This is a genomic window from Termitidicoccus mucosus (genome assembly GCF_038725785.1).
Taxonomy (GTDB): Bacteria; Verrucomicrobiota; Verrucomicrobiia; order Opitutales; family Opitutaceae; genus Termitidicoccus; species Termitidicoccus mucosus.
Genome location: NZ_CP109796.1, coordinates 5,665,898 through 5,682,524, shown reverse-complemented (window position 1 = coordinate 5,682,524; position 16,627 = coordinate 5,665,898). Strand labels below are relative to the sequence as shown.

Here is a 16,627-nt window from a genome sequence, read left to right as displayed (position 1 = left end):
CTAATGCCGCACCGTGGAGGTTCCTGACCCATAAGTCAAACGCAGCCCAACGCTTGAACTATTAGAAATTTTCACCTCTTCGGCGGGCGGCAAACCCGGCACCCATACGATGCGCCCGCGCGCATCGCACACCACGGGAAGCGACAACCTGCTGCCAGCCGGTATCTTCCGATTGATGAACAGGTCGTGCAACTTCGCCGAACCCGGCGCGCCCAGCGGGCGATAGCGGTCGCCAGGCAGCCAGGGCCGCACCACAAACGGCGGCATCGACTCTTCCAAAGAAACGTAAACCTCGTGCGACGGCTCGAATTTCCCGGCCAGAATCCGCCCGCGCAACCCTTGCGAAATTACGACCTCCTGCGCGGCGATCGTCGCCCCGTCGGGCAGAAACAAAACGCATCCGGCTTGCGCGGGCAGGCTCGCCGGCGCGGCTGTCTCCCAGCGTCCTCGCGCTTCGGCCCCGCCCGGCATAACAGCCGCGCCGCCCGCCGGCACCGCCGAGAACGAAAGCACGCCGCCGCGCATGCTGACGAACCCCTCGCCGACGCTCACGCGTTGAAAATCCCCGCCCCGCATGCACGACTCCAGCAACGCCTCGAACCCCGCCCTCGCCAGGCCGCTCGCCGGCTCCCATCGTCGCAACGCCCGCCGCCAAAGCGCGCGCGGTTTCCCCGCCAGCGGTCGCAAATCCAGCGTCACCGTGCCGGCCAAAGGAGCGCGGGCATGGCAGACTGTCGGCCTTTGGCCTCGAAACCCGCCCGCGAAATCGCGGACTGGTTCCGAGCGAAGCGACATGCCTGCCAAGTCCGCGCTCCCGTCTTTGCCATCGCCACCGTTTTCCGCGGCGGATGCGCCGCCTATTCCGCGCTCCGCGCTCCCCATTCCGCAGCCCGTCAACTCCTCCAGCCACGCCTCCAGCGCCGCGTCATCCTCCTCCAGCAACTCCCGCGAAAGCGCCGCCCCCTCGAGCGCGTCATTCGGCGCCGCCGCGACCCACGCCGGCAACACATCGCGCCGGATTCGATTGCGAAAGAAGTCTCCGCCCGCGTTCGTCGCGTCCTCGCGCCACGCGACACCGCGCGAGCGCAGCGCCGCCATGATTTCCGCCTTGGTCAACGTCAGCAACGGACGCAAAAACACACGCCCGTCCGCCAGCCGCTGCACGGGCCTCGGCGCGGCCAGCCCGGCGGAACTGCTCCCGCGCGCCAGCCGCATGAGCTGTGTCTCCGCGGCATCATCCTTCTGGTGCCCCAGCCACAGCACCCGCGCACCCAGCGCGTCCATCTCTCGCTTGAAAAACGCATGCCGGGCCTCCCGCGCCTGTGCCTCGCTCACCACGCCCGCCACCGGCGCCTCCTCCCAGTGCCCCGCGCGAATCGCGATGCCGAGCCCCGCGCACATCTCCCGGCAGAACCGCTCGTCCCCGTCGCTCGCCTCGCCTCGCAGACGATGATTGAAATGCAACGCCACCAGCCGCTCCCGCCGTTCCGGCCAAAGCCCGGCCACCGCCAGCAGCAGCGCCAGCGAATCCGCCCCGCCGGAAAACGCCACGCACCACCATGAAGTATCTGACCTATGAATACAATGATTGGCCGCCGAAAGCACGGCCGGGTGCAGCGCATCTCGGGCAACCAGTGGCGCTGCAAAAATGGAGACATCGATTGAGAGCATCATTTTCCTGTCAGGATAACACAAACACCCGCACTCTGTCGACTCACGAGGAACAAGCACGCATCGTGCCTCTGGACCTTCTTTGACACATATGAATGATAGCATTGCCAACAATCCTCATGCCGGATCCATGACATTGACTGCAGTCGTAAATTTCCCCGATACTGGTGATTATCAATAAGAATGCTTCAAACGAATGCTACCTCCTCCACGCATTAGCATAACTCAGCGCATCATGGGCACCCTTGCGAAGTTTTCCCCGAAACATTGCGGCCCTGATTCGAATTTTATCAGATATAAATGAACTTGATCCATTCTGGACCAACCAATAAATCAACGCCATCGGATTTGTAGACGAAAAACCTTGCACCATGCAACACTCACAATTTTGCCCTCAGGATATCGAAATATTAGTGACCACGTATAATCGTGCTGCCTACCTGAAAGCCGCGCTTACCAGCATAGTAAATCAAACTATCAAAGGGATACCCATCACTGTGCTGGACAATGCAAGCACTGATAACACGCAGGCAATCGTGGAATCCTTTGGTCATCATAAGGTGATTTATTCCCGGGCCCGCGAGAATGGCGGCGGCATTGCCAACGCCAAAAGGGGGCAAGCACTCGCGCACGCCAGATACGTAATGCTCCTCCATGATGACGACATTCTTCATCCTCAGTTTTTGGAAAGAGTCCTGCAGTGTCTGAATTATTTCTCGGATGTGGCGCTGATAGCAAGCCGGTTTACCAGATTCTGGAGCCGGCCTGACGAGTTGAGTGTGTATCCCGAGTTTTATAAACCGTCAAAGAACCTGAGGCAGAGGTACTTCTTTTTCCAAAACGATCCGTCTTCGTTCGCGGCAGGCCTGCTTTGGCCCAAAAGTCAATCGTGTGTCAGCGGCATGGTTGTAAGGAATGATCTATTCAAGACGGTGGATCTGGACGCCCTCTCTTATGACTACGGGAAAAACATGGACTGGCCGTATATGATTGGGCTGTCTTCAATGGGAAATGCCATTGTAGTGGAGGATCCTTCATCATTATTCTATCGCATACATGAGGGGCAGGACTCGCTGTGCGATAATACAGGGGTCACTGCCGACCAATTTCTCAGGTGGGGAAAATTATTCTACAGGAAATTGATCGAATCTGCCAATACCAGTCGCTATCGTGGTCTATTTGACAGAAAAATAGTTGATTTGCTTTCATATAATTATAGAATGTTTTTAGCTTCTTCCCACAGGAACGCCCATCCATTGCACGAATACCTTGAACAACTCCACCATGAGGGATTTCTCACTCGGGAGGCACTGGTTTATTCTCAACGCAAGCAAAACCTTATCAATAGAATCAGATCCTTAAGGATACGTTTTTCCAATCGTATTAATTTATCCACCATGCTTGTTGACTTATCCCGTTGAATATTTTATGCAATTGAGACTCCTTAATTTGCCATAAATTTGAATCAACATCAAGACGGGAATGTCATTTTACGTTTTTTGGCATGCACATCATATGGTTTCGCGATATTGTAAAACTGAATCGCAATTTTATTAATCCGTTTGACAGCAGCCTGGTGACAAATGACATACAATCCAATAAATTCTTAAATAAAACCAAATATCAGGTTATGAAATACCAAAAATATACTTCAAGAAAGGCACCGCGACCGTATCGTTCCCTTCGTGGTCAAATCTTATTTCTTTCGGGAATTTCATAAGGCCGCTACAACGAAGGAATCCGTCAGCCCAATCCATAGGCGCTCAACAATGAGGCGAAGGCGCATTTCATTTGCGCCGTGGAGTGCAATTGCCGGTAGGTATTCCACTCCGGCTTATTGCGGCTTACCCAACCCTGATAATCATTTGTTATCCTGATGATACCTTCAAGTGCGCTCTCAGGATCTTTTTGCTTTACGATCTCGCCCAACCTGTATTTGCGCGTCCGCTCGGCCATGAGATGCCCGTCGCTGACAATTACGGGTCTTTCAAAGACAGCCGCCTTTGTGAGGGTGTTGCTGCTGTGCGCAAAGTCATGGTAAGCGGCAAACAGGATGTCGGATGCGTGGATGCATGCATTGTAGGCAACTCCATCAGGAATCCGCCCAAGCTTGAACAATACATTTGGCTTATTCCTTAATAGTTTGACCACACTGCGGAGCGTCCCGCGCTTCAAGCGGCCCTCGCCCACGAAGGCAAACTTCAAATGACTTGAGGACGAATTTAGCGCCAGTTCGGCAAGTGTCATAATTCCCTTTGCCTTCTGCAAGTGGCCTATGGCCAGAATAAGCGGAGCGTTTCCCTTGAAGGCCCGGAGATCCCGCTCAAAAGGATGGTTTTCTTCATATTTTTCATTCGTAAAATCAGGAAAATGCACGAATTTCCGCCCGGTCATATATTCTCCCGGTGCGATGCTCCGCTCATCCAGAACTCCGACGGCACGCAACATTGGATGTTGCAGCAATTGCATTATATTCGGGTTCTCGCAGGAATGCGGCGGCAATGAACTGGTATGCAAATATAGAAACGACCATGGGCGCCCACAAGCGTTTGCCAGAGCCTTTACCAGCCAATACTGTTTTTCATAGAATGTATTGAAAAAGATAAAATCGCACTTGGCGCCCAGTTGTTTTTCACAAGAGGCAAGGGCCTCCCGAATATATCTAGCCGCGGTTTTTGCTTCCGCCCAATAGCGCAACGAGGAAGGCCAAAGGGGATATTTTGAACGGCTAAAATACGCTGTTGCAAAACGAGGCGTCTTCTTTTCGCCGCTTGTGGTTTCGTGCTGTAATTTCTCCGAATCCAAAAGCTGTTCGGGGGCCGGCCAGAGAGCAATAACTTGATGTCCGCTATCAAGCAATGTGCGGATAAACAAACGCATGTAAGTGTCGTGATGCCCTGGCATCGTCCAGTCAACCAAGGCCACCGTGGCATGAAAGGGCATATTTTGAGGATCCATGCTTATTTATAATGAGAGCGCCGGAGATGGCGATGAACTCTAGCTTTTTCTTAGGACCGGCCGCCTGAATATTTTCCAGGCGAGTTTTTCCAGTCGTCTGCGCATTCGAACGACGCCTTTCAATTTCCGCAAATAGGTCCGTCGTTTTTTATTTAGCAGGGCACGCTCCGCGTAAAGGTCCGATTTTTCCGACCCGCCGTCCACCCCGACGACATGAGGGACCACACAGTATACAGACACCAGCCCCATCTCCCCGAAATAATACCATTTGTCCGCCTCCCATTTGACCGGGCGCAGGTTTGCGTATAACGCATCGGCCGCCTTTAGATTCAACACATAGCCGTGCCCTTGGGAGCCATCGACGAATTTGCGGATGGAATACCCTCCGGCAATATTCCGGGCCGGGCCGGATTTATAGTAATGAGACGAGAGGAGATAGATTTTTGCCTCGTCGTTCTTGTCAATCGCCTCCAATTCGCCCAGGACACGCGGAAGAGCCTCCTGCAGAATCGCATCGTCCTCCAAAACCAGGGCGAGGCCGATTCCCTCGTCCACCATCTTCTTGTATATTTTGAGATGACTGAGCGCGCAGCCTATCACCCCCGGAGTCAGGCAGCATGCGGGGTAATCCCAGGCGAGTTCCCTGAGTTGGTCTTCCGAAAAAGCCTTCCCGTTCACGGCCTCGATCATCTCCAGCGGGATGCCATGCTTCTCACCCTGCCTGAGCATGTTCTCTCTCTTGTCGTTGCGGAGAGGGAGGTTGATCACGAAAACCCGCATGGCATCTTCTGGTTATGCAAAACTCAGTGTGTCTTTTCCGAAATACGGTGCCAGCGCCGCGGGGATCTTCACCGTGCCGTCGGCCTGGAGGTTGTTTTCCAGAATCGCGGCAAGCACGCGCGGCACGGCAAGGCCGGAGCCGTTGAGCGTGTGGACGAGTTCGGGTTTGCCGGTTTCCTTCGAGCGGAAACGAATTTGCGCCCGGCGCGCCTGAAACGCCTCGAAATTCGAGCAGCTCGACACCTCCAGCCAGCGCTTTTGCCCGGCGGCCCAGACTTCGATGTCGTATTTCTTCGCCTGGGCAAAACCGAGATCACCGCCGCACATCAACAGGACGCGGTAGGGCAGCCCGAGCTTTTGCAGGAGGCGCCCGGCGTCGTCGCGGAGCTTGTCGTGCTCCTCGTAGCTTTTCGACGGGTGCACCCATTTGAGCAACTCGACTTTGTCGAACTGGTGCAGGCGGTTCAGGCCGCGCACGTCCTTGCCGTAGCTGCCCGCCTCGCGGCGGAAACACGGGGTGGCCGCGCAGCGGTAAACCGGCAACGCGGTCTCCTCGAGGATCTCGTCGCGGAAGAAGTTGGTCAGCGGCGTCTCGGCGGTCGGAATGGCGTAAAAGCTGTCGGACACCGTCTCATACATCATGCCTTCCTTGTCGGGAAGCTGGCCGACGGCGGTGGCGCTGGCGGCGTTGACGAATATGGGCGGGTTGACCTCCGTGTAGCCGGCCTTGCCCGCCTCGTCCAAAAAGAAATGCAGCAGCGCCCGGACGAGCCGCGCGCCGTCGCCGACGTAGAACGGAAATCCCGCGCCGGTGACCTTCGCGCCGCGGTCGAAATCGAAGAGGTTTTTGAAATTCGGGATCTCGTAGTGCGGCCGGGCGTGCGGCGACGCGCCCGCGGGGTCTCCGTGCGTGGAAAAAACGACGTTTTCCTCGGGGGTGCGCCCCTCGGGCACGCTGGCGTGCGGAATGTTCGGCAGCGCGAGCATGGCGACGCGGCATTTCTCCTCGGCGGTCTTCAGCGCGGCTTCGCGCTCCTTCACCTTGGCGGAGACCGCCTTCATTTCGCCAACCTTGGCCTGAAACTCGGGCGAGCCCTTGGGCAGCCTCGCCATGTCGTTGTTGGTCGCCTTTTGCGCGGAACGGAGCTGTTCGACTTCCTGCAAAAGCGCGCGCCAGCCGGCGTCGAGCGCGAGCACGGCGTCGAGATCAACATCGAGATGTTTCTTGGCAATGGCGGCGCGGACAATGTCCGGCGACTCGCGAAGCAGTTTGGGATCGAGCATGATGAAAATGGGAAACCGCAAAACCTAGGCGGAAGGCGCGGCGGATTCACGCCTAATTTTCAAGCGCGTCCTCATTCCCGCCAGTGCAGGGCGACCCACTCCGCCGGCTTCATGTAATCCTTCAACCGCCGCACCCAGCCGGAGCCCCCCTGCCCGAACACCCAGCGCAAATGCTCCCCGAGCGTGCCCGTGCCATCGCGTCCGGCGCAACGTCCGGTGATGGCCTGCTCGACCTTGGTGCCGCCTGCGAAAGTGACGACTTTCGCCCCCGGCGGCAGCACAGGCGCGCGCAACAGGCGCGTCAGCCACGAGCCCAGGCAATGCAGCCGGAAGTGCCGCGTCCACGGCGCCGGCCAGAACCTGATGCCGCCCCGGATGCCGGCGGTCACGTAGTGCTGCTCGTAACGGTATTTCCGCGACACGCCCGCCGGGTCCGCGTGGAGGTTGTCGAGCATGTAAGGGTGGCCGCCGACCTTGAAGCGGAAGACCGAGGTCTGGCCGAGTTTTTTCCACGGCTTGATCCAGTTGCGCGCAGTGATGACCTCGTCCGGCGAACCGTGGGTGAAGTAGCCGTCGAGGTTCCCGACGATGACCGAATCCAGATCGACAAACAGGACCACGCCCTCGACGCCGAAAAGCTCGCGGTTCCACAGCGCCACCTTGGGCCACTTGCCGGGCACGTCGGGAGGAATCTCGCAGCCCAGCGCCGGCAGCGGATGGCACACGACCTCGCCGCGAATCCCGCCGTCATTGTCCGTGAAGCAAATCACACGAAACGGCCCGGTGATGTTGCGCGCCACCATCGCGTATAACGTGTTCACATGCCGCGCGCCGTAGGCGGTTCCCCATTTTATGCAGATGACCTGCTTGATTGTGGGCGCGGACGGGGAAGGTTTGTTTTCGGGGAGTGTGGTCATGGAAAAATCCAAGCGGAATCCCGAGGCAAGTTTCACCCCGGCCAAAAGGCAAGGCTAGGCCGCTGCGCGGCCAGTTTAAGTTTAAGCGGAAATTTTAAGTTGAAGTGGCAGGCAGTGGTTTGGTCTTAAACTTTCAACTTAAACGGCGGCGGCACCGCCGCCGCCCTGTCCAGCGCGGCGCAGACCTCCTCCGCGCGAATCAGCCTCATCGCGCGCGGATCGTGGACGCGCGCGCCCCGGCGCGCCTTTGCGCTGCCGGGACCGTGGACGAGCGCGACAGCCTCGGCGAACTTGTCCACGCAATATTCCGTCCGCCGGTAGGGTCCGGTGCGGCTTGACGGCGCGACGGCATACAATCCGACCACGGGCCGGTCAAACGCCCGCGCGATGTGCGCCGCGCCCGTGTCCGGCGCCAGCAGCAGCCCGCACCGCTCCAGCGCCGCGAGCAGCCGCGGCACGTCCGTGCGCCCCGTCAGGTCGGCCACCGGGCAATCCGGCGGCAACAGCGCGCGAATCTCCGCCGCTGTCGCCGCGTCGCGCGCCGCCGGTCCGCCCAGCAGCACGGCGGGCAGCCGGTGCGCCCGCCACGCGTGCGTCGCCACCGTCGCCCAGCCGCTCGCGGGCCAGTCGCGCTCGGCCTTGCTCGCGCAAGGCGCGACCGCGAGCCAAGGGCCGGCGGGCAGCGCGCCGTCCGCCCACGCGCGCGCCTCCGGCGGCGGCTCCAACCCCCACGCGCCCTCGCAATCCTCCGCCGCGCGCGCGCCGCCGAGCGCCTCGCCGAATTGCAAGAAACCGTCCAGGATGTGCGCCGGCCCCGGCGGTGGCGGCAGCGTCTCGCGCACGAACCACGCGTGGCAATCCTTTGCCCGGTCGCGCCCGTAGCCGATTTTTCTCCGGGCGCGGATGCAGGGATAGATCAGATTCGCCCGCCAGCTCGCCTGCAAGCAAAGCAGCGCGTCAAAATGACGACCGGCCAGCCGCCGGCGCAACGCCAGATAATCCCGCACCCCGCGCGGCTTGTCGATCACGACGAACTCGACGCCCAAACGCCCCAACGACGCGACGGCGGGATGCGCGGCCTTGCCAATCACCCACGTGATTTTTGCCGCGGGCCATTCTCGCCGGATCATTTTTATCAGCGGAGACACCATCACCACGTCGCCCAGCGCCGACAAACGTACGAGGCAAATCGTGCGGGGCGCGGCGGCGCGGTCATGCTCGGGATGCGGCGGCATGGCCTGATTCATGCCCGCGGGGCTCCGTCCCCGGCAAGAATCTTTTCGCGAGCCCCGCACCGGGTGTAACTCAAAGTTGTGTCACTCCCTCTTTCTTCTTTCCTCTTTATCTTTATCTTTCGTCAGGCACGGCAGGGAGAAAGAGGAAAGATAAAGAATAAAGAGGAAAGATTCCGGCGGTGACATCACTTTGAGTTGCACCCCCGCACCCGCCGCGGCGCCGTCCATGGCCGCGATATAAATCGACTCGCACCGATTTATGCCGAAAAAACATTCGCGAATTTGTCCCTCATTTTGTCCGCTCTCTCTTTCCATTCCCGTGTGATCAAACTGCTCATCCATGCAACCGGCTGGCTGGTGGCCCGCACACCGCACGTTCTCCTGCGCCTGCTGGCGGGGCTGCTCGGACGCGTGATCCTGCTCATCCCCAAGCGCCGCAGCCTGCTTTTTTCCAACCTGCATCACGCCTTTCCCGATCGTCCGCGCGCATGGCACGCGCATGTCGCCCGCCTGAGTTGCGTGCGGCTCATCGAGACCGGCATGCTTTCGCTTGCGTCGCCGTTCTTTTCCGAAACCCGGATCCGCCGCATGGCCCGGCTTTCACCCGAACTCGAAGCCATCATGCGCGCGCGCGCCGCGGCAGGAGAAAGCCGCCCGCTCCTCATCGGCACGCTGCATTTCGCCTACTGGGAATGCCTCACCTGGCTCGGCCTGCTTTGCCCCGGAATCGCCGGCACCGGCGTCATATTCCGCCCGCTCAAGAACCCCGTGCTCAACGCCTGGGTGAAGCAAACCCGCGAACGCCACGGCGTGCTCCTGCTCTCGCGCAAAAACGGTCTCCAGGACGCGTTTCGCATCATGCGCCGCGGCGGCATCGTGAGCCTCCTCTTCGACCAGAATGCCGGCGGCAACGGCGCGCTCACCCTCCTGCTCGGACGAGTCTGCTCCACCAGCGAACTCGCCGGGATGCTCGCGGAAAAGTTCGGCGCGAAGGTGGTGGTCTTCTACCCGCGACGCCTCGGTTTCTGGACCATGCGTTTCGAGGCGGTGGAAATCGACTCCGACGGCACCTCCGCCGGGGTCACGCTCGCGCTCAATCGCTGGCTGGAAACGCTGCTGTCCGGCGATGAGGAATTCCGCGCCTCCTGGCTCTGGAGCCACGGGCGCTGGCGCACGCAGGATGCGCCCTGGCAACGTCTCCGCCTTGAGGCCAAACGCGACCTGCTCGACGCCGACCTCGCCGCCCGCGGCCTCACCCGCGCCACCATGCCGCGCCGCGCCCGTTTCTGGATCACCATGCCCGGCGACCGCGACGCCTGCGCCGCCGCCCTCCCGCTGCTCCGCCGCCTGCGACGCTCGCGCCCCGACGCGGAGATCACGCTGCTCGCCGAGGCCGCGCTCGCCGGCCCGCCCGCAACCGCCGGCGCCACCCCGGGCACAACCGCCGGGGCAACTTGTAACCTAATGGGTTACAATCTCGGCGCTGGTGCCGCCGCCGACAAAGTCATTTTTCTGCCGGCGCCCGGCCCGGCCCGGCGCCGCCTCGTCCGCAGCCTCCGTAATGAATTTCCGGATACACACATCCTGCTTGAAAACTCCGCCGGGGCCGACCGCGAGGCACGCCTCATCAACGCGCCCCAGCGTTTCGGCCTGTGCGCGCCGGGCCGCCGACGCCCGCATCTCACGCACACCTGGTCGCCCCCGCCCGGCGATGTCTCCGGCGATCACCCCGCGCCCTCGCAAGTCCGGCTGTGGGAACAATGGTGGGAATCGCTCGGCCTGCCCCGCGAACCGGAGCTGAAGCCGGAACGAGATGATGGGGGCTGGACGTATTCGGGAAAACACGACAGCACGTAGCGCGGGCATCCCTGCCTGCCGTCGAGACCGAAGGCGCGAAGCGCCGCTGACTTCTCAAATAAACAAGTGCTTCGCGCGATAAAACAATGAAGGCAGGCCGCCGGCGCTACGCCGCGCCATCCGCCTCCTCCGTGCGCCGGATCAGCGCCAGCACGTCCGCCACCGTGATGTCCGACAACCTGGGCGCGGTCAGCATATGGACCAGCGGATCGTGATCGATGAGCTTGCGCGCCCCGAGCACGACGTAGGCGGGCCGGTTGCACGCGACGGACAGGTTGACGGCCGCGGTGTCGTTGCCGACACAGGCCCGGGCCAGGCTCAACGCCGCGGCGCTTTCCAAAATGTGCGCCCTCGTCAAATGCGCGATCGCCCCGCGCAACTCCGCGGGCACGCCGGCCTCGATCTCGCAAGCCAGGCCGTCCTCGCCCGGCCCGCCCGTGAGCAAAACGCCTTTCCCCTGTTTGATCAATTCCGTGGCGAGCGCGATGAAGTTTTGTTTCCCCCACTGCTTGCGCGGCTCGGACGTCCCGATCGCAAACGCATAAAACGGCTGCGGCAGCCCGGCGAGTTCGTGCCGCATTTTTTCCACCACCGCCGGAGGCACCGCCAGCTTCGGCACAATCGGCCCGGTGCTCAGCCCGTGCGCAATCGCAAAAGCGGTTGCATTCCGATACACCTCCAGCGACGGCCCTTGATACGGTTTGATGAACGGGCCTTCCGTTAAAAACAAACGCTGCAACCACCCAAACCCATAAGCCGAGCGCCGCGGGATGCCCGCCAGCCAGGCCACCACCGCGCGATTGGGCCGGTGCGTGAAAAACAGCGCGCGGTCAAACCGCCGTTCCCGCAGCTCCCGCGCCATTTTCCACATTCCGAGGAGGCCCGCGTGCTTGCGCGAGGTGGCGCGGTCATGCTTGCGCCGGCGGTGATCGTAATAAATCACCTCCTCGACCCAAGGCTCGTGCGCCAGCAGCTCGCGGGCGAGCGTGGAGGGCTGGGAAATCACCGACACCCGCCCGTCCCGGCTGCGACGGGCCGCCTCGCGAAAATAAGGAATATGCCAGATGAAATCGCCGATGCCCGCATACTGCTGCAACACGACCGTCCGCGGTCGCGGGTCCCGCTGGCATTCTTCCCGCTCTGCCATTGACGCCTCGGATGGTTTGTCTGATTTGGTCATGCCAATTTGATCTCTCACATGCGATGCCTTTCGGAAAGTGACAAGTGGCAAGTAACAAGTAACAAAAAAACCGCGACGCCTCGCGCCTCGCGCGACGCCTGACCGCACCGCATCCCTAGTCCTTCAGCCCTTTTCTCCACCTTGCTTCTCTCCGTCCAAAACCTCCGCACCTGGTTCCACACCCGCAGCGGCGTCTATCGCGCGGTGGACGGAGTCAGCTTCGAACTCGCGCGCGGCGAGACGCTCGGGCTCGTCGGCGAATCCGGCTCCGGCAAATCCGTCACCTGCCACTCGCTCATGGGCATCGTCCCGCAGCCGCCCGGCCGCATCGAAAGCGGCACGGCCCGCTTCGACGGCGTCGACCTGCTTCGCTGCCCGCCTCGCCGGCTCCGCTCCATCCGCGGCAAACGCATCGCGATGATTTTCCAGGACCCGATGACCTCGCTCAATCCCTACCTCCGCGTGAGCGAGCAACTCGTCGAACCCCTGCTCATCCACGAAGACATCTCCCGCCGCGACGCCCTCGCCCGCGGTCTCGCCATGCTTGAGGCCGTCGGCATCAACGACGCCGCCCGGCGCATCCATTTTTACCCGCACGAGTTTTCCGGCGGCATGCGCCAGCGGGTGATGATTGCCATGGCGCTCATCACCCGCCCCGAGCTTCTTATCGCCGACGAGCCCACCACCGCGCTCGACGTGACCGTGCAGGCCCAGATCCTCGACCTCATAAAAAAAATGCAGCGCGAGCTCGGCATGGCGGTTATTTTCGTCACGCACGACCTCGGCGTCGTCTCCGGCCTCTGCGACCGCGTCCTCGTCATGTATGCCGGCCGCATCGTCGAGAGCGCCGGCACCCGCGACCTCTTCCACGACCCGCGCCATCCCTACACCCGCGGCCTCCAGCGCTCCATCCCCGCGCTCCAGCCCAAGGGCGCCGAGCTGTTCACCATCAAGGGACTGCCCCCCGATATTTCAAAGCCCGCCACCGGCTGCGCCTTCGCCGAACGCTGCGAGCACGCCGCCCCCGCCTGCCTGGCCGCCATTCCCGACCTCCTCCCCATCAATGCCACCCACGCCCATGCCTGCACCCGCGCCCACCTCGGCGAAATCTGACCATCGCCGACAACACTCAAATTTTTAATTCTTAATTATTAATTATTAATTTCTCCTCGTGCCTCCCATCCTCGAACTCCGCGATGTCCGCACCCATTTCCCCGTCCGCGCCGGGCTCTTTCGCCACCGCGCCGCCGGTGTGGTGAAAGCCGTGGACGGCGTCACGCTCGCCCTCGCGCGCGGCGAAGTGCTCGGGCTCGTCGGCGAGTCCGGCTGCGGCAAATCCACGCTCGCCCGCACCATCATGCAACTCGTCCCGGCCACCGGCGGCAGCGTCATCCTCGAAGGCAAAAACCTCGCCCGTTCCACCGCCGGCGAAACCGCCGCCGTGCGCCGCGACCTCCAGATGGTTTTCCAGGACCCCTACGCCTCGCTCAATCCGCGCAAAACCGTCTTCGCCACCATCGCCGAACCCCTCGCCGTGCACCGGGTCTGCCCGCCCGCCGGCATTCCCGCGCGCGTCGCCGAACTCATGACCCTCGTCGGCCTCGCGCCGCGCTTCATGCAAAAATACCCCCATGAATTTTCCGGCGGCCAGCGCCAGCGCATCGCCATCGCCCGCGCCATCGCGCTCAACCCCAAAATCATCGTGGCCGACGAGCCCGTCTCCGCGCTCGACGTTTCGATCCAGGCCCAGATCCTGAACCTCCTCGCCGGCCTCGTGCGCCGCATGTCGCTCAGCCTCGTTTTCATCGCGCACGACCTCTCCGTGGTAAAACACATCTCCGACCGCGTCGCCGTCATGTATCTCGGGAAAATCGTCGAACTCGGCCCCGCCGACGACGTGATCGACCGCCCCGCGCATCCCTACACCCGCGCCCTCGTCAGCGCGATCCCCGTTCCCGATCCCGACATCGAACGCGCCCGCCGCCGCCTCGTCCTTCCCGGCGACCCGCCCTCCCCGATCAATCCCCCGTCCGGCTGCGCCTTCCATCCCCGCTGCCCGCACGCGATCGACCGCTGCCGCGCCGAACTCCCCCCTCTCCAACCCGCCTCCCCCAACCGCGAAGCCGCCTGCATCCGCCTCGGCGAAATCTGACCAGCGTCGCCCTCCCCCTTCTTTATTCTTTCCTCTTTCTCTTTATTCTTTCTCTTCCAGGCGGCGCCGCCGGCGGATGAAAGAGAAAGAGGAAAGAATAAAGAGAAAGAATATAAAAAATCCGCCACTCACGTCGGGTCGCTCCCGCCGCCGGTGAAACATCCGCCCCGCACTCCGAAAAATTCCCACGCCATCGCGCCCGCCCCCGTCTCGTCCGGCGCGCGTGTGCCCGTGGCGATGACCTGATGCTCCTCGTCCAGCGCGCCCCAGAAACGCCTCCGCCGCCCCGCGTCCAGTTCGCCCAGCACATCGTCGGCCAGCAACACCGGCGTCACGCCGGTGCGCGCCCGCAAAAACGCCGCCTCCGCCAGCCGCAGCGCGATGGCCAGGCTGCGCTGCTGCCCCTCCGACGCAAACTCCCGCGCCGCCCGCCCCGCCACCGTCAGCGCGCAATCGTCGCGATGCGGCCCGCCCAGCGTCGCGCGCATCACCGCGTCGCGCGCCCGCCCCCGCGCAAACACCGCGGCCCAGCCCGCCGCGTCCAGCTCCGCGCCGCCCGCCACGCCCGGCGCGTGCCGCCCGCCGCCTCGCCGCCGCCCGCCATCCGCGCATACGCCTCCGCCACGTATCCGCTCAGGCATGACACACCCGCCGCGCGCCGCCGCGACACCTCCGCCGCCGCGCGCGCCAGCGGCTGCTCAAACGACTCCAGTTCGCCCGCGCCCGCCGCGCCGCGCTTCAGCAGCGCATTCCGCCCCGCCAGCGCCCGGTGATAATCCTGCAACTCCCGCAGGTAGTCCGCATCCGTCGCCGACAGCACCAAGTCCAGCCACCGCCGCCGCCCGCCCGGCGCGCCGCGCACGAACTGCTGGTCCTGCGACGAAAATACCACGGCCGGAAACCGCCCCAGAAACTCCCCCAGCCGCGGCACGCGCTCCCCATCCCACTGCACCTCCTTCCCGCCTGCGCGCAAACGGATCACCACCCGCGCCGCGCCGAATTTTTCGTGCTCGAACTCACACGCCACCGCCGCCTCCGTCTTCCCGTGCGCAATCAACGCCCGGTCGTCGCTGGTGCGAAACGACCGCAGCGCCGTGACCAGCCCCGCCGCCTCCAGCAGATTCGATTTTCCCTGGCCGTTTTCCCCGACCAGAAACTGCCGCCGCCCCGCGAACGAAAGCTCCGCCAGGCCGATATTGCGGAAATCCTGGACGGTTATTTTTGCGAGGCGCATTTTTTATTGGGCGGCTTTTTATTTAACAGAAGGAAACAAAGGGAACAAAGAAGACGGGTTTTGTTTTTTGCGTTTGATAAAAAATAATTCGTGAAGTTTGTATTTTAGACAGAATGAACAGAATTTAATAAAATGAACGGAATTTATTATTTAATTTTGTTAATTCTCAAAAATTCCGTTCATTCTGTCTAAAAAATAAAAGAGTTTTCTTTGTTCCCTTCGTTTTCTTCTGTTCAATATAAATAGATAACATCAGATCTCCCGCGCGGCCGCGCCCATCGCCTCCGCCAGCGCCAGCCAGTCTTCGCGCGACGTCTCCCAGCCCGCGCTCACGCGCACCACGCGCCGCGCCTCGTCCGGCGGCACGCGCATCGCCGCCAGCACATGCGACGGCCCGTCCGTGCCGGTCGCGCATGCGGAGCCGGTCGAAACCTGAAACCCGCGCCTGTCCAGCCGCGCCACCCAGCGGTGGTTCTCCCCGCGCGGCATCGCCAGCGAAACCGTGTTCCACAACCGCTGCGCGCCCGCCGCCACCACGCGCGCGCCCGGCACCGCGGCCAACGCCGCCCGCTCGAACTCCGCCCGCCAGCGCAGCCGCTCCGTCTCCAGGAACATCCGCGACTGCTCCACCTCGGCCAGCGCCGCGACCATCGCCGCCGCGCCCGGGAAATCCTCCGTGCCGCCCCGATGCCCGCTCTGCTGCCCGCCGCCCGGCAGCGCGCAAAACCCCTCCGCCTGCGCCGCGAGCTTCACGAAACCGACGCCCTTCGGCCCGCCGAATTTGTGCGCCGAGCCGGTCGCCCACATCGCCGCGTCGCCCAGCCCCGACGCGGGCAGCTTGCCGAGCCATTGCGTCGCGTCGCACAAATACGCCACCCGCGCCGCGCGGCACGCCGCCGCGATTTCGCGCCACGGCTGGATGACGCCGGTCTCGTTGTTTGCCGCCATCACCGCCACGCCGCCGATGCCGCCGCCCGCGAGCAGTTTTTCCAGCGCATCCGTCCGCACGACGCCGTCCGCGTCCACCTCCAGCCAGGCCACGCGCCCGGCGAAAAACCCCTGCTCGACCGGTCACCGCCGCCCGCCCGCCCGTCTGCGCACCAGCCAGCGCCGACGCCGCCCCCTCCGTCGCGCCGGAATTGAACACGATCCGCTCCGGCTCCGCCCCCAGCAACTCCGCCAGCCGCGCGCGCGCCGCGTCCAGCCGCACCCGCACCCGCGCCGCCCCGCGATGCGGGCTCGCCGGATTAAACCACGCCTCCTCCTGCGCCCGCAGCCAGGCATCGCGGGCGGCGGCCGAAAGCGGCGCGGTGGCGTTGTGGTCAAAATAAGGCATCGGGGAATTTTCGATTTTGGATT

The 16,627-nt window shown here is 62.5% G+C and carries 15 protein-coding genes and 1 pseudogene; 4 read left to right on the top strand and 12 right to left on the bottom strand.

The window, feature by feature from the left end:
- Entirely contained in the window at window positions 1–1,551 is a 1,551-nt protein-coding gene (gene tilS, locus OH491_RS19895) for a tRNA lysidine(34) synthetase TilS (RefSeq protein WP_068769945.1), read from the bottom strand.
- A gap of 491 nt (window positions 1,552–2,042) precedes the next feature.
- Between tilS and OH491_RS19890 the strand changes: the two genes are divergently transcribed.
- Entirely contained in the window at window positions 2,043–3,092 is a 1,050-nt protein-coding gene (locus OH491_RS19890) for a glycosyltransferase family 2 protein (protein ID WP_342750651.1), read from the top strand.
- A gap of 322 nt (window positions 3,093–3,414) precedes the next feature.
- Here the strand turns inward: OH491_RS19890 and OH491_RS19885 are convergent, their stop codons facing one another.
- The 6 genes from OH491_RS19885 to OH491_RS19860 form a co-directional block, all read right to left on the bottom strand.
- Window positions 3,415–4,629, bottom strand: coding sequence for a glycosyltransferase (locus tag OH491_RS19885; RefSeq protein ID WP_084442082.1), 1,215 nt, complete (start codon window positions 4,627–4,629; stop codon window positions 3,415–3,417).
- Window positions 4,630–4,668: 39 nt separating this feature from the next.
- Window positions 4,669–5,397, bottom strand: coding sequence for a glycosyltransferase family 25 protein (locus OH491_RS19880; RefSeq protein WP_334319228.1), 729 nt, complete (start codon window positions 5,395–5,397; stop codon window positions 4,669–4,671).
- Window positions 5,398–5,421: 24 nt separating this feature from the next.
- Window positions 5,422–6,693: a serine--tRNA ligase gene (gene serS / locus OH491_RS19875; protein WP_068771037.1), complete on the bottom strand. Its 1,272-nt coding sequence runs from the start codon at window positions 6,691–6,693 to the stop codon at window positions 5,422–5,424.
- A 71-nt stretch (window positions 6,694–6,764) separates the two neighbouring features.
- Window positions 6,765–7,610: a glycosyl transferase gene (locus OH491_RS19870; protein ID WP_068769949.1), complete on the bottom strand. Its 846-nt coding sequence runs from the start codon at window positions 7,608–7,610 to the stop codon at window positions 6,765–6,767.
- A gap of 125 nt (window positions 7,611–7,735) precedes the next feature.
- A complete protein-coding gene (locus tag OH491_RS19865) occupies window positions 7,736–8,845 on the bottom strand; it encodes a glycosyltransferase family 9 protein (protein ID WP_068771038.1) in 1,110 nt (369 codons plus the stop codon).
- 81 nt (window positions 8,846–8,926) lie between these two features.
- Window positions 8,927–9,187, bottom strand: a complete 261-nt coding sequence (locus OH491_RS19860; protein WP_334319229.1) for a hypothetical protein — start codon at window positions 9,185–9,187, stop codon at window positions 8,927–8,929.
- Between OH491_RS19860 and OH491_RS19855 the strand changes: the two genes are divergently transcribed.
- Entirely contained in the window at window positions 9,167–10,702 is a 1,536-nt protein-coding gene (locus OH491_RS19855) for a lysophospholipid acyltransferase family protein (protein WP_334319230.1), read from the top strand. The genes OH491_RS19860 and OH491_RS19855 overlap by 21 nt on opposite strands.
- Window positions 10,703–10,808: 106 nt before the next feature.
- Here OH491_RS19855 and OH491_RS19850 read toward each other — a convergent pair whose 3' ends face one another.
- Complete coding sequence (locus OH491_RS19850; protein WP_084442084.1) at window positions 10,809–11,882, bottom strand: glycosyltransferase family 9 protein; 1,074 nt, start codon at window positions 11,880–11,882, stop codon at window positions 10,809–10,811.
- A 141-nt stretch (window positions 11,883–12,023) separates the two neighbouring features.
- On the opposite strand from OH491_RS19850, the gene OH491_RS19845 reads away from it, so the two are divergent.
- Window positions 12,024–12,995 (top strand): ABC transporter ATP-binding protein, encoded by a 972-nt coding sequence (locus OH491_RS19845; protein ID WP_068769951.1) that lies wholly within the window; start codon window positions 12,024–12,026, stop codon window positions 12,993–12,995.
- Between the two features lie 58 nt (window positions 12,996–13,053).
- Window positions 13,054–14,034 (top strand): oligopeptide/dipeptide ABC transporter ATP-binding protein, encoded by a 981-nt coding sequence (locus OH491_RS19840; RefSeq protein ID WP_342750650.1) that lies wholly within the window; start codon window positions 13,054–13,056, stop codon window positions 14,032–14,034.
- Between the two features lie 128 nt (window positions 14,035–14,162).
- Here the strand turns inward: OH491_RS19840 and OH491_RS19835 are convergent, their stop codons facing one another.
- From OH491_RS19835 to OH491_RS19820, 4 genes and pseudogenes are all read right to left on the bottom strand, one after another.
- Window positions 14,163–14,522: a hypothetical protein gene (locus OH491_RS19835; RefSeq protein ID WP_342750649.1), complete on the bottom strand. Its 360-nt coding sequence runs from the start codon at window positions 14,520–14,522 to the stop codon at window positions 14,163–14,165.
- A complete protein-coding gene (gene recF, locus OH491_RS19830; protein ID WP_342750648.1) occupies window positions 14,522–15,268 on the bottom strand; it encodes a DNA replication/repair protein RecF in 747 nt (248 codons plus the stop codon). Before recF ends, OH491_RS19835 begins: the two co-directional genes overlap by 1 nt.
- A 252-nt stretch (window positions 15,269–15,520) precedes the next feature.
- Window positions 15,521–16,309 (bottom strand): aminotransferase class V-fold PLP-dependent enzyme, encoded by a 789-nt coding sequence (locus tag OH491_RS19825; protein WP_342750647.1) that lies wholly within the window; start codon window positions 16,307–16,309, stop codon window positions 15,521–15,523.
- Between the two features lie 115 nt (window positions 16,310–16,424).
- Window positions 16,425–16,604: pseudogene (locus tag OH491_RS19820) on the bottom strand (cysteine desulfurase family protein); the annotation flags it as partial.
- Window positions 16,605–16,627 lie beyond the last annotated feature (23 nt).

Bases quoted from the DNA above. Each gene is read 5' to 3' on its own strand.
- OH491_RS19870 (WP_068769949.1), bottom strand. From the start codon at position 7,610: ATGACCACACTCCCCGAAAACAAACCTTCCCCGTCCGCGCCCACAATC.
- OH491_RS19865 (WP_068771038.1), bottom strand. From the start codon at position 8,845: ATGCCGCCGCATCCCGAGCATGACCGCGCCGCCGCGCCCCGCACGATT.
- OH491_RS19890 (WP_342750651.1), top strand. From the start codon at position 2,043: ATGCAACACTCACAATTTTGCCCTCAGGATATCGAAATATTAGTGACC.
- OH491_RS19835 (WP_342750649.1), bottom strand. From the start codon at position 14,522: ATGCGCGCGACGCTGGGCGGGCCGCATCGCGACGATTGCGCGCTGACG.
- OH491_RS19850 (WP_084442084.1), bottom strand. From the start codon at position 11,882: ATGACCAAATCAGACAAACCATCCGAGGCGTCAATGGCAGAGCGGGAA.
- serS (WP_068771037.1), bottom strand. From the start codon at position 6,693: ATGCTCGATCCCAAACTGCTTCGCGAGTCGCCGGACATTGTCCGCGCC.
- OH491_RS19860 (WP_334319229.1), bottom strand. From the start codon at position 9,187: ATGGATGAGCAGTTTGATCACACGGGAATGGAAAGAGAGAGCGGACAA.
- recF (WP_342750648.1), bottom strand. From the start codon at position 15,268: ATGCGCCTCGCAAAAATAACCGTCCAGGATTTCCGCAATATCGGCCTG.
- OH491_RS19885 (WP_084442082.1), bottom strand. From the start codon at position 4,629: ATGGATCCTCAAAATATGCCCTTTCATGCCACGGTGGCCTTGGTTGAC.